At 57.4% G+C, this 21,802-nt stretch carries 20 protein-coding genes and 2 pseudogenes; 5 read left to right on the forward strand and 17 right to left on the reverse strand.

Annotated elements, in window-relative coordinates; genetic code table 11:
• The 4 genes and pseudogenes from DXB98_RS09330 to DXB98_RS09345 form a co-directional block, all read right to left on the reverse strand.
• Positions 1-293, reverse strand: a 293-nt coding sequence (locus DXB98_RS09330) for a hypothetical protein (RefSeq protein ID WP_147330323.1), incomplete at its 3' end; no start/stop codon positions are given.
• A 2-nt stretch (positions 294-295) separates the two neighbouring features.
• Positions 296-1,147: a TetR/AcrR family transcriptional regulator gene (locus DXB98_RS09335; RefSeq protein WP_233505150.1), complete on the reverse strand. Its 852-nt coding sequence runs from the start codon at positions 1,145-1,147 to the stop codon at positions 296-298.
• A 125-nt stretch (positions 1,148-1,272) separates the two neighbouring features.
• Entirely contained in the window at positions 1,273-2,130 is an 858-nt protein-coding gene (locus tag DXB98_RS09340) for an HAD-IIB family hydrolase (protein ID WP_117743915.1), read from the reverse strand.
• A 41-nt stretch (positions 2,131-2,171) separates the two neighbouring features.
• Positions 2,172-2,597, reverse strand: a pseudogene (locus DXB98_RS09345) (ZIP family metal transporter); the annotation flags it as partial.
• A 1-nt stretch (position 2,598) separates the two neighbouring features.
• Here DXB98_RS09345 and DXB98_RS09350 point away from each other — a divergent pair.
• Positions 2,599-2,814, forward strand: coding sequence for a hypothetical protein (locus DXB98_RS09350; RefSeq protein WP_199407170.1), 216 nt, complete (start codon positions 2,599-2,601; stop codon positions 2,812-2,814).
• Between the two features lie 103 nt (positions 2,815-2,917).
• Here the strand turns inward: DXB98_RS09350 and DXB98_RS09355 are convergent, their stop codons facing one another.
• From DXB98_RS09355 to DXB98_RS09405, 12 genes and pseudogenes are all read right to left on the reverse strand, one after another.
• Positions 2,918-5,476: a hybrid sensor histidine kinase/response regulator gene (locus tag DXB98_RS09355; protein ID WP_117743916.1), complete on the reverse strand. Its 2,559-nt coding sequence runs from the start codon at positions 5,474-5,476 to the stop codon at positions 2,918-2,920.
• Positions 5,477-5,481: 5 nt separating this feature from the next.
• Positions 5,482-5,844, reverse strand: a complete 363-nt coding sequence (locus DXB98_RS09360; protein ID WP_117743917.1) for an Hpt domain-containing protein — start codon at positions 5,842-5,844, stop codon at positions 5,482-5,484.
• A 2-nt stretch (positions 5,845-5,846) separates the two neighbouring features.
• Positions 5,847-6,896 carry an HD domain-containing phosphohydrolase gene (locus DXB98_RS09365; protein ID WP_117743918.1) on the reverse strand — a complete coding sequence of 350 codons (1,050 nt, stop codon included), beginning with the start codon at positions 6,894-6,896 and terminating at the stop codon, positions 5,847-5,849.
• 37 nt (positions 6,897-6,933) lie between these two features.
• The gene (locus DXB98_RS09370) at positions 6,934-8,301 is read right to left on the reverse strand and encodes a diguanylate cyclase (RefSeq protein ID WP_117743919.1); all 1,368 of its coding nucleotides are present in this window, start codon (positions 8,299-8,301) and stop codon (positions 6,934-6,936) included.
• 114 nt (positions 8,302-8,415) lie between these two features.
• Positions 8,416-9,840, reverse strand: a complete 1,425-nt coding sequence (locus DXB98_RS09375; RefSeq protein ID WP_117743920.1) for a glycosyltransferase — start codon at positions 9,838-9,840, stop codon at positions 8,416-8,418.
• Positions 9,834-10,958 carry a HEAT repeat domain-containing protein gene (locus DXB98_RS09380; protein WP_117743921.1) on the reverse strand — a complete coding sequence of 375 codons (1,125 nt, stop codon included), beginning with the start codon at positions 10,956-10,958 and terminating at the stop codon, positions 9,834-9,836. The genes DXB98_RS09375 and DXB98_RS09380 overlap by 7 nt, the downstream gene beginning before the upstream one ends.
• Before the next feature lie 6 nt (positions 10,959-10,964).
• Positions 10,965-13,121: a hypothetical protein gene (locus tag DXB98_RS09385; RefSeq protein WP_117743922.1), complete on the reverse strand. Its 2,157-nt coding sequence runs from the start codon at positions 13,119-13,121 to the stop codon at positions 10,965-10,967.
• Between the two features lie 47 nt (positions 13,122-13,168).
• Positions 13,169-14,581, reverse strand: coding sequence for a CotH kinase family protein (locus DXB98_RS09390; protein ID WP_117743923.1), 1,413 nt, complete (start codon positions 14,579-14,581; stop codon positions 13,169-13,171).
• Positions 14,582-14,590: 9 nt separating this feature from the next.
• Complete coding sequence (locus tag DXB98_RS10535; RefSeq protein ID WP_255413335.1) at positions 14,591-14,719, reverse strand: hypothetical protein; 129 nt, start codon at positions 14,717-14,719, stop codon at positions 14,591-14,593.
• A gap of 10 nt (positions 14,720-14,729) precedes the next feature.
• Complete coding sequence (locus tag DXB98_RS09395) at positions 14,730-15,413, reverse strand: DUF4956 domain-containing protein (protein WP_117743924.1); 684 nt, start codon at positions 15,411-15,413, stop codon at positions 14,730-14,732.
• Positions 15,414-15,427: 14 nt separating this feature from the next.
• Positions 15,428-15,973, reverse strand: a pseudogene (locus tag DXB98_RS09400) (polyphosphate polymerase domain-containing protein); the annotation flags it as partial.
• Between the two features lie 357 nt (positions 15,974-16,330).
• Positions 16,331-17,077, reverse strand: coding sequence for a carboxymuconolactone decarboxylase family protein (locus tag DXB98_RS09405; protein WP_117743925.1), 747 nt, complete (start codon positions 17,075-17,077; stop codon positions 16,331-16,333).
• 174 nt (positions 17,078-17,251) lie between these two features.
• On the opposite strand from DXB98_RS09405, the gene DXB98_RS09410 reads away from it, so the two are divergent.
• Complete coding sequence (locus tag DXB98_RS09410) at positions 17,252-17,980, forward strand: B3/4 domain-containing protein (RefSeq protein WP_117743926.1); 729 nt, start codon at positions 17,252-17,254, stop codon at positions 17,978-17,980.
• Positions 17,981-18,269: 289 nt separating this feature from the next.
• Here the strand turns inward: DXB98_RS09410 and DXB98_RS09415 are convergent, their stop codons facing one another.
• Positions 18,270-18,464, reverse strand: a complete 195-nt coding sequence (locus tag DXB98_RS09415; protein WP_117743927.1) for a hypothetical protein — start codon at positions 18,462-18,464, stop codon at positions 18,270-18,272.
• A gap of 66 nt (positions 18,465-18,530) precedes the next feature.
• Between DXB98_RS09415 and DXB98_RS09420 the strand changes: the two genes are divergently transcribed.
• The 3 genes from DXB98_RS09420 to DXB98_RS09430 all read left to right on the forward strand — a co-directional run bounded on the left by DXB98_RS09420 (position 18,531) and on the right by DXB98_RS09430 (position 21,623).
• Positions 18,531-19,595 carry a Rep family protein gene (locus DXB98_RS09420; protein ID WP_117743928.1) on the forward strand — a complete coding sequence of 355 codons (1,065 nt, stop codon included), beginning with the start codon at positions 18,531-18,533 and terminating at the stop codon, positions 19,593-19,595.
• Between the two features lie 204 nt (positions 19,596-19,799).
• On the forward strand, positions 19,800-20,993 hold the full coding sequence (locus DXB98_RS09425; RefSeq protein ID WP_117743929.1) for a site-specific integrase: 1,194 nt from the start codon (positions 19,800-19,802) through the stop codon (positions 20,991-20,993).
• A 165-nt stretch (positions 20,994-21,158) separates the two neighbouring features.
• On the forward strand, positions 21,159-21,623 hold the full coding sequence (locus DXB98_RS09430; RefSeq protein ID WP_117743930.1) for a low molecular weight protein-tyrosine-phosphatase: 465 nt from the start codon (positions 21,159-21,161) through the stop codon (positions 21,621-21,623).
• The last annotated feature ends 179 nt before the right edge of the window (positions 21,624-21,802 follow it).

The raw sequence follows: 21,802 nt of genomic DNA on the forward strand, positions 1-21,802 counted from the left end.
CATTGGGAGAGCAGCAGACCACCCGAACCGGTAATGGCGCAAGTCATCTGCTCGGTGGGCATCAGGTTCACGACACCGGTGAACAGGTCGCGCGCGCAGGCGCGCACGTCGGTGTGATGGCGCTGATACTTGGCGTACACGATCTCGTTGGCGTCGTTCAGCACCGCGAGTTTGACCGTGGTGGAACCCACGTCGATACCCAGGTGGAGTTGGCCCGTCGCGTTGCCCGGGTTCCAAATCGCGCCCTCGGGCACCGGAGCCGCACCTGTTGCATCCTTGATATTCTCTGCCATTGCTACTCCTCTTCCGTCTGTTTGGAAGCGTCGTTCATCGCGTTCAGGGTTTCAAAGTCACGCGCCGCACCGAGGTCGAAGTTGTCCACGTTCAACTCGAACAGCTTCATACCGTACTTCGGCACGTTGATCTCAATGGGCATGCCGTACAGGTCGCCCGGGCGGACGAACGCGATGACCGTCATGATGCACGCCATCGTCTTGGGCGACTCGCGCAGGCCCGTGGCGAACCAGCGCTGCACCACCCCCACCTCGGAGGCCACCACCGAGGTGAGGTAATAATCGAAGAACGATTTCAGTACGGCCGGGAAGATACCCGTTTGCATGCGCTGCGATACCTCGTTGCGCACAAGGTCGACGATTTTTTCAATAAACGCCGGGTCTCCGCCGGGCCCCAAGAGCGAGCCGATAAGCTCGCGGTTGTCCGCCAGGTATTGCAGCAGTTCAACAGCGCCGGGAGCAGGCTCGAGCTCATCGATGCTCGTATAGAGGTCGGGTAGGGTAAGTTCGCTGAAGCTGCGGACACGCGCGCCGATCTCGCAGAGCAGACCGTTTTCGACCTGATTGATGAAGTCGGGGATGTCCTTGTAATGGGAATAGAACGTACGGCGCGTGAGGCCCGCGCGCTCGGTGAGCGTGGCCACGCTCAGGTGGCCAATGTCCCCACCCGCGACGAGCTCCTGCGCGAGCGCACGCTGCAACGCACGCTGGGAACGCAAACTGCGCCGATCGCGTTTGCCGAACGGGGCCTCGGGCTTGCTGCACATGGCCACACCCGCTTGTTCCCGATTGTCCCCGCTAATCGGAGTGCCCGCTTGCGCCTCGAGTGCGCGGGCGTTTGCAGATCGAGACATAACGCCCCTTTCATGTTGCTATTACTCACACTGTGTATTATTACACGATGTGTGTATCAACATGAAAACGGCATGGCAAATGGCGCGCGGTTCGGTCTGTCGGAAATCGTTTTTCTGCTTCTCTACTAGGAGATGATCACGCGACCGCTCTGCTTGCGCAGCGTCCGCATCATGTGCTTGGGCACGGCATGCAACGCGCTATAGCCGATGGTCTCACTCGCGGCGGCCTTCGCGGCGTCGGCGGCATTTGCCACGGCGTACGAATGACGGAAGCGCTCCAGCATCACGATGTCGTTGCCACCGTCTCCATACACGGCGATCTCGTCCTCCTCGATGCCGTAATAGCGCCCCAGCCACGCCACGCTCTCTCCTTTGTTGCAGCCCTTGTCGGTCAGTTCGAATATCACCGGGTTGAACGGAGCATTCACCACCGTGTCGGAGTGGTCGGCGATATACGCCTTGAGCTCGCGCTCGAGATCCGGGTCGGCGATGCGCGCGTTGATCTTGCAGACCTCGTGCTCTTGAATGACGGAAAGGGGTTGCTCATAAAGGTGCATCGTGGTCATCTTGCCGCTCGCGTGCATGCCGCGCATGAGAATCTGCCTGAACAGACTGTCGCGCTTGAAGCCTGCTTGGTGCTGCTCGTGCGTTCCCGTTGAAAGGATGCCCTCAGGCGTGTTGCAATCAAAGCAGATTTGGGGAAAGGTCCTGATAATGTCCTCTACGAACACCGGATCCACCGGGTAGGTTTTGAGCAGCTCTCCTTCAACCCCGCGGATGATGGAGCCGTTGGCGCACACCGCATCGACGGCGAGGCCCCCAAAGCCGTCCTCGCCAGACGGAGGCGCGATGCGACCTGTTGCGGGCACCACACGAACCCCCTGGTCAAGCGCCGCCTGCACCGCCCTGCGGATCACGTCGTCCGTCTGATGCAGCAGGTTGAACAGCGTTCCGTCAAGGTCGCTGGCAAACATCTTGATCATGGGGCGGCTCCTTCCGCAGGCGCGTCGTGTATTCGACCTTATCACCCGAGCGCCACATCGAGCACCATCATGATCACGAATCTCGCAATAACCCCCAGCGTTCCCACATTGGAATGCGTTCCCAGATGCGCCTCGGGGATGAGCTCCTCAACCACCACGTAGATCATGGAACCCGCGGCAAACGACAGCAGCCAGGGCATGAACGGCGCGATCTGCCCGCTCACCAACACGACCGCCACGCCGAAAATCGGCTCGACGATGCCCGAGAGGCTACCGAGCAAAAACGCCTTGCGGCGGCTCAGGCCCTCGCGCATCAGCGGGAGCGAAATCGCCGCGCCCTCGGGGAAATTCTGTAGGCCGATGCCGATGGCCAGGGCAAACGCCATGCCCAAGTAGGCATTGGCGGCCTCGCCCACCGCCTGAGAGGCCATGGCGAACAGCAGGCCCACGCTCATGCCCTCGGGAAGCATGCGCGGAGCCAACGTCTCCATCGAGGCGCTCATCGAGTACATGCAGCTGTTTGATCAGGGCGAGTCGACCCTCGAAGCACGCAAGGCAATTCTCATCGAGCAACGTGAAGAGGCACAGAAGCGCCTCGACAAGATCAAAGCGGGACTCGATCGCCTTGGTTACAAGATCGCCAACTACGACAAGCGCATCGCCGAGCACGAACAGGACAAGTAGACTCCGTTCGTCGTTTTCGATGCGTGAAGGGGCGTCCCGGACCATCCGAGGCGCCCCTTCACGCGCTAAACCGGCAACAGCGCAATCTGACAACCGGTTCGGCCTAGCTCGTAAACCTCTCGAGAATCTTGGCAACTTTCTCGACGTCAATCGGCTTTGCCACGTGGGCGTTCATGCCGCAATCCAGGCAACGCTGACGGTCCTCGACAAACGCATCGGCGCTCATAGCGATGATCGGGATGCTCCGCGCGTCCGGACGCTCCAACCCGCGGATGGCCTCCGTTGCCTCGTAGCCGTTCATATGCGGCATGCGCAGGTCCATCAGGATGGCATCGTAGTAGCCCGCCTCGGACTTTTCGAACATGCCCAGGCAGATCTGGCCGTCCTCCGCCCACTCAAGCTCCATTCCCAAATCGGACAACAGCTCAGCCGCAATCTCCCAGTTGAGCTCGTTGTCCTCGGCAAGCAGGAGTCGACGACCGGCCAGGTTTAACTCCTGCTCCTCGCTGGCCTCTCCCTCGGACTCCTCGTCGCAGTACTGGCTCAACGCGTGGTACAGCGTGGACTTGAACAGCGGTTTTGGAATGAATCCGCTGATACCTGCCTCGCGCGCCTCGTTCTCGAACTCACTCCAGTCGTACGCGGAAATCAGCAGGATGGGGAACCCGGTGCCGAGCGCGTCGCGCAGACGGCGCGCCACCTGGATGCCGTCGATTCCGGGGAGCTTCCAGTCGAGCAAGATAACCTCGTAGCCATCGCCGCGCTGGTGACGGGCCACCGCGAGGCGAATCGCCTCTTCCCCGTCCAGCGTCCAGTCGGCGTTCACGCCAATCGAGCGCAGCGCATCGGACGTGGCCTTGCACACGAACTCATCGTCATCGACAACCAACATGTTCCAGCTCGGCAGCACCATGCTTGCCTCGCTTTCATTGGCTTTCTCGAAATCGAAGGTCAGGCGGAACTCCGAGCCCACGCCCAGGGCGCTCTCAATCTCAATGGAACCTTCCATGGCGTCAACGATGTACTTCGTAATCGCCATGCCCAGACCCGCGCCCTCGATCTTGTGCACGCGCTCACCGTCCGCACGGCTATACGACTCGTAAATCCTCTCGAGGAACTCCGGCGTCATGCCGATGCCGTTGTCCTTGACAACAATGTGGCTGCGAATGTAACCATCGCCCTTGGGAGACGGCTCCTCGCTCAGGCTGACGCGAATCGATCCACCCTCAAGCGTGTATTTCGTTGCATTGGAAAGCAGGTTGAGCAGTACCTGGGTCAGGCGCACGCCGTCGCACCACACGTTTTCCGTCTCGACATTCTCGATGTGCACGTCGAAGCTCTGCTTCTTCGAATTGATCTGCGGCTGCATGACGCTGACGATGCCATCGAACAGGTCCCTCAGCGAAATGCGCTCGTAGGAGAGCGTGAGCTTTCCGCTCTCGATCTTGGACATGTCCAGGATGTCGTTGATCAAACCCAGGAGCTGCTTACTCGAAAGCGCGATCTTTTTGAGGCAGCCCTTTACCTGCTCGATGTCGTCAATGTGAGCACGCGCGATCGCGGTCATGCCCACGATCGCGTTCATGGGCGTGCGGATGTCGTGACTCATGTTCGCAAGGAACTCGCTCTTGGCCTTACTCGCCTCGAAGGCCTCCTGACGCGCCACCTCGAGCTCCTTGAGGCGGTTGTTGCTCATGCGGTAATACTGGACAAAAATCCACAGCATGACGAGCAGGACCGAGACGCACGCCAGAATCGTGAAGTTAGTACGGTGGCTGTCCAGCTGCTCCATGATGGAATTCAGCTGGTTATACGGCATGAACGCGATAAGATTCCACTCGGAATGAGGCAGGGGCGTGCTGAAAAGCTCTTGCTCTTCCCCGCCGAATATGACCGTAGCGTCGTACGACCTTCCCTCCTCGAGCGCACTCGAAAAGTCCTCGGCAGAGTAGCCGGTGGAGGCGCTCTCGTGCAAGGCAGAGAGGGAATCCATGAGGCTCTCGTCGCCGCTCTCAACCGGAACGGCCGCTCCCGCAATCACAACACTGCTGTCATCGCGCACGATGCAGTAATTCATGGGCTGGTTCTCGTCGTTCAAGGCGAGGAGATCCGAAATGTAACTCAACGGGACCGCTGTGATCAGTCCAGAACTCATTCCCCCGTCGTGCATGGGGTACTCCGCCTTCACGCCAAACAAAACGACGCTACGCCCCTCCGCGTCGACGCCGATGGCCACACGCTGCTCGCCGGAAAGCACCGCCTCCACGAACGGGCCGGGCTTGACCGGCTGCACCGCGTCGCCAATAATCGTCTCGAACTCGCCCGTATTCGAGCAGAGCGCTACGTAATCGAAACCGCGCACCTTAGCTCGGTACGCGAGCTCCTCGTGAAGCTCCTCCTCGTCGAGCCCCTCGTACGACACCACCGATACCAAGCCCTGGACTTGGTCGAAACGCAGCTGGATGATGCTCTCGAAGCGCTGCGACATCTGCTTGTTCACGCCCGACATGTACACTTCGCCGATTTGATGGAACGCCTCACGGCTGCGGAAGTTCATGTAAAAGCCCAGCACGCCGAACGCGCAGACGCTGAACAGGATCAGGCTCACAAAGCTGCGGATCAAAAACTTCTCGGTGCGGGTTTTCTTTCGATTCTCAGCCACGGTGCTTAGACCTCCTTAGACGCTTTGTACGATTCGATGGCACGCACGACAGTCTGGTAATCATCGGTGAGCTGCGGCATCAACTGCACGGCCGCATCGTAGTCGCCTGCGCGGAGCGCCTCGGTCACCTGCACACTGCTGCCGTTCAACTTGGAGAACGACAGGTTCTGGCACACGCCCTTCAGCGTATGGGCAGCTCGGAAGGCCTCTTCGACATCGTGGGCTTCCATGGTCTCCACAAGCTGGCTGTAGCTTTTGTCGTTTAAAAACTTGAGCATGAACTTCTCGACGAGCTGCTCACGACTCAACCTGCCGAGCACGTTCTCGTAGTCTCCGCCCAGCTCTTCGTAGCACGTCTTCAAATCCATGATCAACCAATTCCTTTCATTGCGGCAAGTTCGTCGGAAGCCTCAGTGAGGCATTGCAAAAGCAGCGGATTGAACGTCCCGCACTGCCCCTCGATAATCATCGAAAGTGCTTTTTCGTGCGAGAACGCCTTCTTGTAGCTGCGCTCGCTGGTGAGGGCATCGTACACATCGGCCAGGGAAACCACCTGGGCGCAAATCGGAATCTCCTCCCCGACCAGCCCGTCCGGATACCCGCGGCCGTCGTAGCGCTCGTGATGCCAGCGGCAGATGGCGTTTGCCACACTAATCAACGGCGAGGCGAGCTGCTCCTCCGGAAGGTCGAGCAGCATCTGGGAGCCGATCGCGGAATGCGACTTCATGATGGCGAACTCTTCGTCGGTCAGCCGGCCCGGTTTGTTGAGAATCTCCTCGGGGATGGCGACCTTGCCGATGTCGTGCAGAGCGGACGCCGTGACAATTAGTTGGATGTCGTCTTCCGTCAACTGGTACTGATCCGTCATGGCAAGCAGATGTTGAAGCAGCAACTCGGTAATCCCCTTGACATGCTGGATATGCGGCCCACTTTCGCCGTTGCGGAACTCAACGATATGAGACAGGATCGAGATCATGAGGTCGTTGTTCTTCTGCTGCTCAACGACCTGCTCCTTAACACGGCGCTCAAGGTCGTCTTGGCGTGCGAACAACATGAGCGTGTTCTCAACGCGTCGATGCACGATCATGGCGTCGAATGGGCGACTGATGTAATCGAATGCGCCGAGGCTGTACGCACGGTTGATGTTCTCCGGGGAGCCATCCGAGGAGATCATCATCACGACAACGCGGTTGCTCCATTGATGCTCGCGAATGCTTTCCAGCACGCCGAAGCCGTCGATACCCGGCATGATGATGTCCAGCAAAACGAGCCAAAAGTCCTCGTCGTTTTGAGACAAAACCTCAATGGCCTGGGCGCCGTCCTCCGCCTCCGCCACGTCATAGCTCCCCTCCAAGATGTCAGTGAGCAACGCGCGGTTCATTTCAGAGTCATCGACGATGAGCACCTTCTGCTTCGACATGTTCGTGTTTCGCCTCTTTCCTCAGCTCAACGGCAACCTAGGCAATCTCGCCGTAAATCGAATACCCGTCCTTTGTCGTCTTTGCCTGGTAGAGCGCCCGATCCGCCTCGCGGTACAGTTCCTCGTACGTTTTGTCCCCGCACAAAGCCACACCCACCGACGCGGTAACAACGGCGCGCTCGCTTTCATTCCCGCAGTCAATCCGCAGCGCGCGAATCACGCGCTCCAGCACAACATGCAAATTGTCCAGACCGGCGATATTTTGCAAGAAAACGATGAACTCATCGCCACCAAGGCGCCCAACGAAGTCCTCGGAACGGAGGCACCCCTGCAGCCTGCGTGCTGCCTCCTGCAAGACGCGGTCGCCCTCAGGATGCCCAAAGCGGTCATTGACATCCTTGAAGCTGTCCAAGTCAAGCAGAACCAACGCGGATTCCCTCGAACCCTCGGGGTTCAAGAGCGCCTCTTGAATCTTACTTTCACTGCCGCGACGGTTGTTGACCTGCGTGAGCGGATCAGTCACCGACTCGTGCTGGGCCTGCTCCAACATCTGCTCCTTGAGGCGGGCATCGGTAACGTCCTTGCGTCGAAGCAATACGAACCCACGCTCCATGTCGAGTGCGCGATACGTGACCTGCATCGCACGGGTCTCGCCATCCTCCCCAAGCTCGTTCATGACAAACGAGTACTCGGGGTTTTCCTGCAACTTATGAAGGATGTGCTCCAGATTCATGCGGCGCAGAGCTACCTGCCGTTCCGCCTCGGGCACACATCGCTCGATGTAACGCAGGGTCTCCTGCCAGTAGTCGCCACCTTCTTGGGAAAGGCCCCCGTATGTTTTTTCGTCCCCCATGAGCTGGAAAAACCAGCCCGTCTCAAGCTCTATGACATACGCGCAAGCGCTCGTGTTCCTGATGAAGAACTCAAAAATGGGATACAGACGCTCCCTGCGGTCCATGAGCTCAACCATAAGAAAGGCTTTCTGTTGTGAGAGCGACGAGGGGAACAGCGTTAGCTTCATCCAATCCCGGTCGCAGCCGTCCGCATCAAGGGGAACCGAAATCGACTGTCTGACGCCATGCTCCATGCACAAGGCGATGTGCTCTTGAGATAGAAACTCCGATACCCGCTTCCAACCCATGCGCGCAATATAGCCGGAACAAAGCCTGTCCACCAGCTCAAATGAGGTAAGCTGCGCAAACGAGACTCCCGGTGCGTCCGCACGGAGCTCGCCCTTGAGCATGCGGAAGCAATCGGAATCTGCGTGATATGCGAAAATCGCAGCCTTCTCATGCACGAGGGAACTCAGGAGGTCATGTACCTCGAGCTCCGAATAACCCGCCCAATGCTCGGGCTGAGTCTGTGTCGAGCGGTCCTGTTCGCAACGCTCCAAATCGTGTGACATGGGATCGCCTCCTCGTGCGGTAACCAGTTAAAACATGGTCAAATATAACGATGTAGGGCCATCTTGCCAAACATCTCTATAAGAGAGCTGTCAAACGGGCGCGTCACATGTTCATTATTGAGAATGCAACTCCGTTCGCTCCAGCTTGTCCCACCGATTCTTGTTCTTTCGAATGCCAATCAGGGCGACCATTCGCGTCACGGCCATGATAAAACGCAGCACGACGATCTCAAACAGGGAGAGCACCAACGCGCGCACCACATCTCGGCGGGAAAGGCTCAAGTCGCGCGTCTGTACGCGCGAGAAGAACGCGGTGAGGGACATAATCGACCCGTACACGGCGTAAATGCCAAAGAACATCAACATATAGGGGATGTTCACGAAGTTGAACATCGCGGCCAACACCATGGTAAAGATGCCGAACAACTCAATGGCGGGCGAGAACAGCTCGTAAATAAGGAAGTACGTATACGAGAGCGACCCCACCAGACCGTAGCGCAGCTTGCCGAAGATGATCCAGTGCTTGGTCATGCATTCGAACAGGCCGCGGTGCCAGCGCTTGCGCTGCTTGATCAAGTCGCGCAAGGTCTCCGGAGCCTGGCTCCAGCAAACGGCGTTGGGCGCGTACTTGATGAGGTAATCGATGCCGTTCGTCTTACAGAACACATGGAGCTTCGTCACCAGCTCCATGTCCTCGCCCACGGTGTCGGGGTCGTAGCCGCCAACGGCCACGACCATGTCCTTGCGGAACATGCCGAACGCGCCGGAGATAATCAGGTTGCCGTTGAACTGGTCGAACAGAATGCGCGCCGAAAGGAACGAGCGGTCGTACTCGAACACCTGCATGGCGGCGATGGTCTTCTTGGGAAGCGAGTAGCTCGTCATGCGGCCGTCTTTGAGCTCGACGCCGTTGGCCAAACGCACCAAGCCGCCCACGGCCACAACATTGTCGTTCTCAATCAACGGCGCCACGATCTCCTGCAGAGAGTCGTACTGGAGGACGGAGTCGGCGTCGATACCCACGAAGTACGGGTACTTCGACACGTTGATACCCATGTTCAGAGCGTCGGCTTTTCCGCCGTTGTCCTTACGCACCAGCGTGATGGGAACCGACCCGTGCCTGCCGGTCCAAATGCTCTTTGCGGGCTTGCACTTGATCTGCATACGGACGGGTTGATCGACCTCATGCAGGTGGAAGGTGTCGATGATCTGCTGGGCCGTATCGTCGGTTGATCCATCGTCCACCACGATGACCTCGTACAAGGAATACTCCAGCTTGAGCAGTGAGGAAATCGAGCTGACAACGGTGACGCTCTCGTTGTATGCGGGAACGATGACCGAGACGGGCACGTAGCAGTCCGTCATGATCTGGTTCTTGTAGTGGGTCTCGCGCTTGCGCCGATACAGGAACGACGATCCCACCGTTACCGAGAGGAACAGGAACGTCGAATAACCGATGAGGTACAGCACGAAGAAGACGCCCACACCATAGAGGAAGCCCTGAATCAACGAAACCGTAGCTGCCGATGCCGTTAGCATGATGCGATCATCTCCTCTCCAGCCTCAGTGTTGGAAAGCGGGACGCCCTCCAAGCTCCATCGGTACGCAAGCATCTCCCGTGCAAAGCGGTCGGACCCATCGAGAATATCCTTGAGGTCCCGCTCCGGCTGTGCACCCAAATCGTACAGGCTCTTTGCCGCATTGAAGCGGACATACCAAACGGGGCTGCTCAACGAGTTCTTGAGCAGCGCAATCGTATCCTCCCCCGGATACGAGGCGAGCGCCGTGTTGGCAACCGATGCGAACTCCCACTCGCCCCCGCGCGTGGAGGCGGCAAGGCGCATGAGCGGTTCACGAGCGGGCTCGTAGGGGTTGCTCATAAAGTAGCGCACGCATGCAATGCGAACCTCCTGGCTCGCGCTCTCGTCGACCATCTTGTCCAGGAACCACTGGGGGTCGCCCATGTGCTGCATGCGCAAAAAGTTTGTGGCCGCCACCTGCATAGAGGGCGTCAACCCGTCAATCAGGCCCGACAGGCGCTCCGCCAGCGCACGCTTATCCCCGGGGAAGGACATGAGCGTCTCAGTGAACAAGCGGGGATGATGAAACCTCTCAGAGGCGTCGATCGCCACAATGGCCTGGGCCATGGTATCCACGTTGCCCTGCCCGGCGATGGCCTCGAAGGCATTTTGGCGCAGATACACCGTATCGCCCTGTAAGAAGAGCATGAGCATGCGATCGATCACCGGGGACGGCTCCTCCGGACGATACCAATTCTTGACGATATAGCAAAAATACGCCTGGTTGAGCTCTTTGCGATTCATATACAGGGGAGCAAGGTTGTCAAAGACCTCGGAGATACCGAGCAGATACCTATCGCGTTCCGCCTTGCCCAGGTGCTCCAGATGGTCCATGCTCTGGTCGAACGCCTCCAAGCCGGAAAGGGTCTTTAGCTGGCGCTCAAGCTCGCTCTTGTGCTCGGGTGTAGGGAAACCGGCATTGCGCCTTATTTCCTCATATAGCATTTGCGCCATGCGTTCGTTGCGGCGAACAAAAACGGTCTCGCGCGCATGTTGAAATGCAGCGAAGCCCAAATCGAACAGGGCCATGGCAATGGACACCGCCATATAAAAGAATATGATCCATTCGACGTTCATGCGGCCCTACTTTCCGGCCTCGTCCAAAATGGCCTGCGTGCTGCGCCCGTTGGCCCACATTTCCTGGACGAGGTAGTAGCTTTTCTTCAGGCGCTCATGATAGGTCACCTTGGTTCCCCAGCCCTCAAGCGGCACCTCACTCATGTCGATGGTGCTGTTGCCAAGGCCCGCGCCGATGCGCATGGAGTCGATCTTCATGTTCTCAACGCCGTAATGCTCATAATAGTCGTCGTGAATCTGCATCTCGGAGGGGTTGCTGAAGTTCAGCAGCTGCCATGGCAGGCGCACTTCCACAAACCCGTCGCCAAAGCAGAAGTCCGCAAGCGAGTAATAGTCCTCGTGGTCGGGATTCGCGTCGCCGTACGCCAGCTTGCCGGTTTCGTAGTCAAGCGCATCCGTGATCAATGTGTCCTCGGAAAACTTGTATCGCAATTGCAACTTAATGGGAAGGAATCTCGAAGAATCCTTCGCGGGCGGATTCGAAAATGCGTCTTTACCGGTAGCCAGACCGGAAGCCATGGGACGATACACTTCATAGCGCTCTTGCACCAGCACACGGCTATTCTCGCGTCCATTGATAGTGAGCAGGAAGTCCGCTGCGTCACTGAACGAAAGGCTCGGATCCTCACAAGTAGTTGAGCCGCTCTTAGGAGTCGTATCGATAGGCACGTAGAGCGGCGTCTGCTCATCGACGTTCTCGCCGGCGATTTTGAGGTATACGTATTTTTCGTCGTACTTCATCGAGAGCTCGAGGCCGTCCTTGTTCGATACCACGTCGCCGGCTTTCCATTCTTCATCATCACCGTCGACGTAAGAAACACTTCTCTCCGTACCCGGATCAAAGCTCAACAGCCCAAAAAACTGCTCGCTCGTTTGCGCGTCAGACCAATAAGGAGCCTTGAGCAAATCGACGTTCGCCATGGTGCTCCACGTATGCTTGAACCACTCGTCCTGCCAGGAAAAGATTATTCCACCGGAACAGCCGGCATCTTTGATGTCCTGCCAGCAACGCACGATTGCAAGGCCCTGCCCGGTCTCGTCCATATTTCCCTGATTGCGACCCGTATTGCTATCCTCTTGGGCCTTGCCGCGTGAAGCAGGAGTACCAAACTCCGCAACAATCACCGGCATTGAATGATGCTCGGCAAGGGTCTTGAGGTAGGCGTAATAGGTATTGACCTGACCGCTTGAATCCTGCGTCTGCGCAAGCTCGGGAACGTACTTCAAGTAGTCGGGATAGTACGGATAGATGTGGTATGAGGCAAACTGTCCCGACTGGACCTTGTCGGTGGAGACGATATGTTCCACATCGACTCGTGCAATCTTGCTGAAGAGGTCAATAACGTCATCGGGATACCAGAACGGATCAGTCGCGGGCCAGTTGGCAAACGATATCAAACGCTGTTCACCGTATCGAAGGGTTTCGTGCCGTAGCACGTCATCGCCAATCTCCGCGAGCATGGATTCAAAGGGTGAGGCATCGGGCGACGTGCAGAGGTACTCCCCCTCATACCCGGCTTTATCCGCATCCATCTCATCCGTGTATACCACGGTCGTATCTTCCCATTCAACACCAAGGATGTAGCCAATCACCCATTGCGAAATATCTTTGGTGTAGAATCCCGTTCCCGTGCCGCGACCGAGATTGACAAAGCGCCTACCATGAACAACATCGACGACTGTCAGCGCCTCGTTACGGAAAGCGCCAATGTAATCTTGATCAAACGCATCCATATGGGAATTCTGGCTGTAATCGTCAATCCACACACTGTGAATCAAATACAGTGGGTTCTCCCTACCTTGGTTGTACTCGTAAAACGCCTCGTAGAACGACGTGCCAAGCAATGTGTATACGCGGATGGTGTTGGCGCCCATCGCCTGGATTTGCTTAAACCAACGCAGATAGGTTTCCTTGTCGATGGCATAGTCGGAGGCAAAATGTCCCGGAACGCCCGATCCCAAGTCGACGCCTTTAATCTCGAATTCCTCGAACTTGCCATCTTTGTTCAGATAAATCTTATCGCCCTCCTGTTTGGCGGGCACATATTCAACCTCGGCAGAGGCGAATACATCGAACGGGTAAAAGCCATGGAATAGATAGGCGTATAGAACGCCCATGCACACAGCCAGCACGCATGCGCTTGCGATGATATAGCGCTTCATACCCTACCTCACTCGTTTACTCGTCCTGCACGCCCATTGCGCACGTGCTAATGGTTGTATCTCTTCACTGCAGACTCGTGGCAATACTGACGCAGGTGCTCGATATTGACATCGAGCCACGCCGTTCTTTCCAACAAAGTCTCTTTCAGCTGGGCAAGGGCCTCATCGTAGTTTTTCGGATTACGCTCATCGGGTGACAGTTTTTCATTTGCCGTCACCAGTTCCGGGTCAAACGAATATCCCCACACCAAGTAATTTCGATTCCGAGCGGGCTCCAAATAAGCCGCCGCAGAATCAATGGTGGAAATGAGAGTTTCGTCCGACAGAGCACCTTTGCGCAATTCTTTATAGCGATCGATAGTTCGCTCCACAAACCGCTCGTCTTTCAGCAACATGAAAAACAGGGGTGATCTCATCATTATGAAACCGTTGTAATTGGAATAATCATCAGCCATGTAATTGTTGAATGCGTTGTTGTAGTCCCACAGTGGACCCACTGCGAGCTTTCCGCCTAAATCGCGATAAAAATAAGTCGAAAGCTCGCCAGAATCCGCGTTAAGCGTCAACTCGTTGATAAGGAAATAGTCCACGAATGAATCAATGTCAATGTAATTCCAATAACCGTAGTCGCTTGTATCGTAATCGTATGAATACAGCGATTTCTCAAATTGGAAGAACTCCCTTTCAATCCAATTGCGCTGTGCCTCTGTCAGATTATCCTCGGACGGATAGACGATATCCAACGGTTGCGAAGTCTCACGAATCTCATTTAAGAAATCCCGGAACGTTCCGCTATCGCGCGAAAGCCAATCGCGCTTCACAATGAAACTCGTCGTAATCGAATTGGGGTCGCTTTTCTTAATGTCAACGCGATCATCACCACGGCGAACAGTCTCCATGAGCACGTACACGCCTTGGTATGTGTCATTTACGAATAGCTCAATAAGACGCACTTCCGGCGTATAGGGCATGATTTCACCAAACACGCTCATGGCAACATAGTTGCGCAGAAGCGTTTTATCTAAGAATGGACCGTGCAATGCCCAGCTCGAGCCATCGCCCATCCCCAGCAGGTCGTGATCCTCGGATGTAACGCGGTCCTCTTGAGTAAATTTTAACTGATAGCTCGGTTTACTAAAATAGCGAGAACTATGGCCGCGTATACGCATTTCCGCTTGAGCATCCACTTGGGGGTCATCGGAAAGACGAACGGCGGCGGGGTCGTCCTCGTCGGATGCGAACAACTCAAAAGATACGGGAATCGTCTCACGACCATCAGCCGCCAAAGAAGTAAGCAGTACGCCGTTTTCATCGTGCGACATTCCGTCGTTTTCATCAGTTAGGTACCGCCCCGGGATCTCCTGTCCGCGCGTATCGATGCTGATGACGGGCAGGTGCGACGCAAACGTATTGGGATCGATGTTCAGCGACGAAGCAGCCTCCCGATCCGCCTCGGGCAAATCGGCAAGCTACTGCATGGATTCATGTTGCTGGTAGCGTTCGTATTTCTGGACCTGGTCGGAGGAGACCAAAGTCACACCCGCACAGAACAGCAGGGTAAAAACCGCGGTGACAACTGCGATGGCACGGTACTTCATGGCAGGTTACCTAGCTGCCGATCTCGTCCGACTGGGCAACAATGTTGACATACTCGATTCCACCCAAAGCGTACAGGGCCTCGGTAACCGGCTTCTCGGCGGCGCGCTCGCCCTTGTTCAGCATGCCGCGCGTCATCTCATACATGAGCTCGACGGATTCCTCGGTGGTGTTCTTCACGCGCTGCATGGCCTTGCCCTTGAAGTAATCAAAAACGATGCCCTCGATGGCGCGCTCCTGCGAACGGGCGCCGCGGATGACAAGCAGGGTGCGGACGTCGTTGCGCACGCGGCCAAGGACCAGAAGGACCGCGAACACGGCCACACTGCCAATGCCTGCAACCATGAACTGACCAACGCCGCAGCAGATACCGCAGATAATCGTCCAGAAGATGTACGTGGTGTCACGGGCGTCCTTGATGGCCGTACGGAAACGGACGATGGACAATGCACCGACCATACCGAGGGACAGCGCGATGTTGTTGCCGATGACCGTCATGACCGTTGCCATGAGCACCGTGAGCGTCACGAGGTTGATATTGAACTTCTGCGAGTAAATCGTGCCCGAATGCGAAAGCCAGTAGGACAGCGAGATGATGAGGCCCAGCACGATGGAAACGCCGATGCGAAGGGCGACGTCCTCGGGTGTGAGCGACATGCTCGACGTTTCAAATAGCTGGTAGATCTGCTCTTTCATGCCAGTTGCCTTTCTTAGAACTGATACGCCATGGTTGCGCTGCGCGCAAGACAGTACTTACTTACCGACAGTTCGCTTTTGTCCGCTCTATTGACGATGGAGCGGATATAGCTGAGGAGGAAGCCGTTGTACTTCACCTCAAGAACCACATTGAACGGGTCGAAAACCGAGGTCAGGCAAAGGTTTTCGTCAAAGATGTCAAAATACGTCTCGGTAGCGCGGATATTGCGGTCCAAAGTGATGCGCGTTGAGTTTTCCTGCGCGGTAAACGCCGTGCGGTCGTATTCGACAATCGCCTTGGGGCGGTACCCATTGATGGACATCAGCGCGTGCATCTCCGCCGCAAATGGCTCGGGACGCGTGGCCAAAAAGTCATAGGAACCGTTTATCAAGCTGCGGGCTTCGTCACGGGTGACAAAAAGCGAGCGTTTGCGCTGCACGTCGCCCTGCTTTTGCTTAAGCTCGAGCAACGCAAAAGACGCGTCCGGCGAATACGTGCGCAAACGCACCTTGCGGCGCACCGCAAGGCCGAACAGTTTTTCAACGTAATCATTCTCGTGCGGGGTATCAAACTACAGGGAGCGAACCATGTATCCGCCCGGACGGTTATGCTCATCGTGTTTGAGGACGGCCCCCAGCTGGCTTTCTAGCTGCAAAGCGGACGCGGCATCGAGAAGGAACTTCCTCTCTTTTCTGTCCACATTGCGCATCGACTGGCACCCTTTTCGGTTAGAACGCTCAATATCTGTCGCTCAGACCATGAAGGAACATACGGGCGAAACAGACTTGCTTGTCATCACAAAAAGCACATTAATTATACTCGTTCGTGACTATATGTAAAGCGCAGAACGGGGACCGTATCGGATATACGGTCCCCGTTCACGTTTGACCCCGCCCGCAATGTTTCTCCGCTCGGTCTACTCCTGCGGGTACACCTCATCGGTCACCGGCTCGAGCCACTCGTTCGAGCAACCCTCGCCCGGAACTTCGAACGCGATGTGTGCAAACCAGCTGTTAGCAGCGGCGCCGTGCCAGTGCTTCACGCCCGCGGGGATGTAGACCACGGTACCCGGCGTGAGCTCCTGCGGGTCCTTGCCCCATTCCTGGTACCAGCCGCGACCGTCGGTGCAGATGAGCATCTGGCCGCCGCCCTGCTCGGCATGGTGGATGTGCCAGTTGTTGCGGCAACCCGGCTCAAAGGTGACGTTCGACATACCAATGCCCTGCGTTGCGGGGTTGGTCAGCGGGTTGAGGTAGGAGTTGCCCGTGAAGTACTGGGCATATGCGCTGTTGAACGTGCCCACGCCGAACATGGGGGCGAAGTCGACCTCGCCCTCGGGCGCCTCGGCGCCGTACACCTTCACCGCCATGCGGAACGCCGCCCATGCGTTGGGCCAGCCGGCATAGAACGCCACATGGGTGAGAATCTCGGCCATCTCGGAGCGCGTCACGCCGTTGGCCTTCGCCGAAGCAAGATGGAACTCAAACGAGTTATCGACCAGGCCCTTTGCCACCAGCGTGGTAACCGTGATGATCGAACGTAGTTTGAGGCTGAGCTTGTCCTCGCGCGACCACACCTCGCCAAAGAGGACGTCATCGTTGAGCTGCGCGAACTTGGGCGCAAAGCTTCCCAGTTGATCGCGTCCCGCCGTTTGTTTCACCATGATCAGCTCCTCTCGCCTTGCACCACCGATCGAGACCCTGCCGCCCGAGTGCGGCGGACATGTGTGCCTTTATTTGAACTATGTTTCACCTTAAACCATGGAGCCGACTCCAAGACAAGCTTTTCTGTATACTTTACTCACTTAATTCATTGAGCTGAGAGTTTGGAGTTGTCTATGAAGCGTTTTGTTACCGAGGATTCGTTTTGGGAGCTCTTTCCCGGTGCGTCGTTTGGTATCGTTGTTGCACAGAACATGAAGTCGCCCGAGGAAGTCGACCCCGAGGCCGTTGCCGAGATCGCCCATCTGCTCGACCGCGCCAACCTGCAGGCCGAAAAGCACCTCGTGAGCAACGCGCTCTCCGAGAACGCGGCGGTGCGCGTGTGGCGCGAGGCCTATCGGCAGTTCAAGACCAAACGCGGCGCCCGTTGCTCCATTGAGAACCTGCTCAAACGCGTGCTCAAGGGTAATCCCGTGGGCTCCATCTCGCCGTCCGTCGACATCTACAACACCGTGTCGCTCCGACACGCCCTGCCGCTCGGAGGCGAGGACATCGACACGTTCCGAGGCGACCTGCGCCTCACCATCACCGAGGGCGGCGACGCGTTCACGCCGCTGGGCGAACACGCGGAAGACGACCCCACGCTGCCCGGCGAGCTGTGCTACGTGGACGACGCCGGCGCGGTGTGCCGTTGCTGGAACTGGCGCGACGGCGTGCGCACGGCTCTGACGGACAACACCCGCAATGCGTTCCTGATCGTTGAGTGCGTCGACCCGGAACGCATCGAAGACTGCCGCACGGCCACCGACGAACTCGCCGCAATGGTCGAGCAGTACCTCGGCGCAACGATCGCCGTCAAGGAGCTCGTGACTAGCGACAACCGCGAGGTCGTCATCAAGAAATAATTCGCTCGACGGGCCCGGCTGGCCATTTTTGTCAGTTTTGCGCGATGGGAGACCGCTCGAAAGCTCGATGGCCGAACTCTTGCGCTTTCAAAAGGAGCCGCGCTTGGATGTTTCCTGCGGTTTTATCAATCGGGGCAACGCGGGCACAAACAAAATGAGCGCAGAACTGTCGGCCAGCGAAGTCGCGTCGTGCAAAACTGGCAAAAAACGCCACCAGAGGCGATCTGCAAAGAAAAAAGCGGCCCGCGAATGTGAATCGCGGGTCGCTTCGTTTCATATGGGCGAGTGGTTAGCCACGCTTGCGGCGGAGCGCCGGGGCCATGGCCGCCAGGCCGAACGCCGCGCACGCCACGGCCACCTCGAGCTGCACATCGCCCGTCTGAACGAGCGCCTCGCCGCCCTTTTCGGGAGCCTTGCCGCCCGAGCCGGTGCCCTGACCGGGTTTGCCGTTACCCGAACCAGATCCGGGCTTGTTATGGCCCACGGCACCCGATAAGGGGTGCCAAAACCACCCCGCAAAGCCCTCGATTATGAAAGGAGTGCCGGAACAATGCCAAAGCGCGCCTCAGCACCGAAGAGCCGCACCCTCATGTATACGCAGCAGCTCTCGCATCTACCCTTCAGCGACGTCGATTCCCTCTACGAGGCCATCGAGAGCAGGCTCGGCCCAAAACGATATGCGGGCATCATCCACGACCATGACATGAAGGACAACGGCTCGTCTGTAGCAGACCACGTCCATGTGATGATGTCGTTCAGCAACCCGCGCTCCCCCTCAAACGTCGCGAAGCTCTTGGGCGATAAGCCGCAAAGCGTCGAAATCTGGACGGGGAGGGCCGCGGAAAAGAACGGCTTCTCCTATCTCTGCCACCGGACCGCTGGCGCACGGGGAAAATTTCAATATCCACTCGATGCCGTTCGCGCGAACTTCGACTACGTCAAGGAGATGGAGGGCATCGAGGCCGACGTCATCCGCTCCACCAGCCATTCGAACATCAAGGTGCTCCTCGACGCGCTTCTCGACGGCTCCATCGACAGGGAGGCGCTTGTCTCGCAGCTCTCGGGTTCGGAATTCGCCCGCGCGCGGAAGCAGATCGATGATGTATACGCCCGCAGACTTCAGGTGCAGGCGGCGGAATGGCGAAAGCGGATGCTCGAAGAGGGCAGGGAAATCACCACCATCTGGATCTTCGGTCCACCCGGCGCAGGGAAGACGTCGCTTGCAAAGAAGTACGCGGAAGAACGGGGCACAGGCTACTTCGTGTCCGGCTCCACGCGCGACATCTTCCAGGGATATGCGGGGCAGCACACCGTCATCCTCGATGAGCTGCGACCGAAGTCCATCGGGTACGCTGACCTCCTTCGCATCACAGATCCGCATGCGCTGGAACATGAGGTCATGGCTCCCGCTCGCTATTTCGATAAGGCGCTTGCAGTCGAGCTCATCATCGTCACCAGCCCCTACGATCCCCTGCAGTTTTACAGCGAGCAGGTCGGCGGCGCGCGCCCCCTGCGCAGCTATGACGGATCGACGGCTTCGGGCAGCTTGAGCGCCGTCTGGGCCTCGTGGTCGAGATGCAGCAGAAGGAGATTTGCGAATCGCGCTTTGACGTGAAACTGGGTAGCTATTGGCCCGTCAAGGGTTCCGAGCGCCCGAACCCGTTTTCCAGCTTCGGGCGCGGCGCTCAATCCTCAAACCGCAGCAGCGAACAGCTCTACGAATCGCTGCTGGGTTAGGAAGCTGGCATTTCAACCGCCTCGCTACGGTAGAATGGGCCCATCGTTTGCGAGGCTCCCTTCATAGAGAAAGGGGGCTCACATGGCCGAAAGAAGAGACAGCAAGAATCACATCTTGAGGCCCGGAGAGAGCCAGCGCACTGACGGCAGGTACATGTACAGATACACCGACTTCAGCGGCAAACGACGCGCTGTCTACAGCTGGACGCTTACCGATAAGGACTTCGCTCCCAAGGGCAAGAAGCGGGGCACATCGCTTCGAGCCCAAGAGAAGCAGATCGAATTCGATATGCTCAACCAGGTCGTTCCCAATGGAAACAATCTTACGGTTCTCAGCCTTGCGGAAGCGTATACGTCTCTGCGAGCCGGGGTGCGGAGCAGCACCCGCGCCGGCTACAAAACGGTGCTCAACGTCCTGCGTAAAGACCCTTTTGGGTCTCGTCGCATCGACAAGGTGACGTTTGCGGAGGCCAAGGCGTGGCTCGCGCGTCTTCAAACCGTGGATGGTCGCGGCTACAGCAGCATCCATTCGATTCGGGGCGTCCTTCGTCCCGCCTTTCGGATGGCCGTCGAAAACGACTGGATTCGAAAGAACCCCTTCGACTTCGAGCTGGCCACGGTCGTGGTGAACGATTCGGTGACACGGGAAGCGCTGACACGGAAACAAGAGCGCAGGTTCCTTGAGTTCGTCAAGGCCGACCGTCACTACTCGCGTTATTACGAGGGCATCTTCATCCTGTTCAAAACCGGGTTGAGGATATCCGAGTTCTGCGGCCTGACAATTGCCGATATCGACTTCGGGGCGCGACGCATTCGGGTCGAGCGGCAGCTACAGAGAACAAGCGACATGCGCTACGTGATCCAGGCGCCGAAGACCGAGAAGGGCATCCGGTTCGTCCCGATGTCCGATGAGGTTGCCGAGTGCTTTCGCAAGGTCATTGCACAGAGACCCGCACCGGAAAACGAACCCGAAATCGATGGCCTGAGCGGCTTTCTGTACTTGGACAAGAACGGTATGCCCTTGGTCGCCTTGCATTGGGAGCACTACTTCCAGCGCATCGTCGCCAAGTTCAACTCGATCTACAAGGAGGAGATCCCCAAGGTGACACCTCATGTCTGCCGTCATACGTTCTGCAGCAATCAGGCTCGCGCCGGGATGAATCCCAAGGTGCTCCAGTACGTGATGGGCCACAGCGAAATCGGGGTGACGCTCAACACGTACACGCATCTTGGCTTCGAGGAGGCTCGCGAGGAGATGAACCGGCTATCCGTCTAAACATGCGTGGTGTACGGAGCTCGGTTTTACACCATTTCCTACACCGCATCGGGATGAAAAAACCGGTTCGTATATGAGAGGAAGCGTTTTACGGAGTATCGGAAGTCGAAGTAGGATATATGCTGTTATCTGCACTTTTGCTCATATATGAAAGGGTTTGGGACGATACATAGAATCCTGTTCGTCTGTCACGGCAACATCTGCCGTTCGACCATGGCGCAGTTTGTATTTGCCGACCTGGTTACACGAGCCGGGCGCGACGGTGAATTCGTCATCGACTCGGCAGCAACTTCGCGCGAGGAAATCGGCAACCCGCCCCACCGCGGAACCGTGCGCAAGCTGCGCGAGGTCAACGTGCCCGTGCTCGAGCACCGGGCACGGCAGATCATGCGCGAAGAGTATGAAAGCTGGGACCTCATCGTATACATGGACTCGAACAACGAGCGCAATCTTTTGCGGCTCCTCGGGGGCGACCCTCAGGGCAAATGCCGAAAGCTCATGAGCTTCGCAGGCAGCAGCCGCGATGTGGCCGACCCCTGGTACACCGGGGACTTCGACGCCACGTATCGGGACGTCCTCGCGGGATGCAAAGGGCTGCTCGCAAGCATCGACGAAAACGCCGCCATCTGACGGTTGATGGCGTCTCGACCTGCCGAAGCAGCTGCACCTCGGCGATAGTCCGCACGAAGGGGTATCGTAATGAAAGCGATAAACGCTAGCCTTGGGAGATCATCATGAAATTCGGAATGCGCACGCCCAGCATTAAGAAAGGCTCTGTTAGACCAGGATTGACATACATGTGTCCCCAC

The sequence above is a fragment of the Collinsella sp. OM07-12 genome, assembly GCF_003438275.1.
Taxonomy (GTDB): Bacteria; Actinomycetota; Coriobacteriia; order Coriobacteriales; family Coriobacteriaceae; genus Collinsella.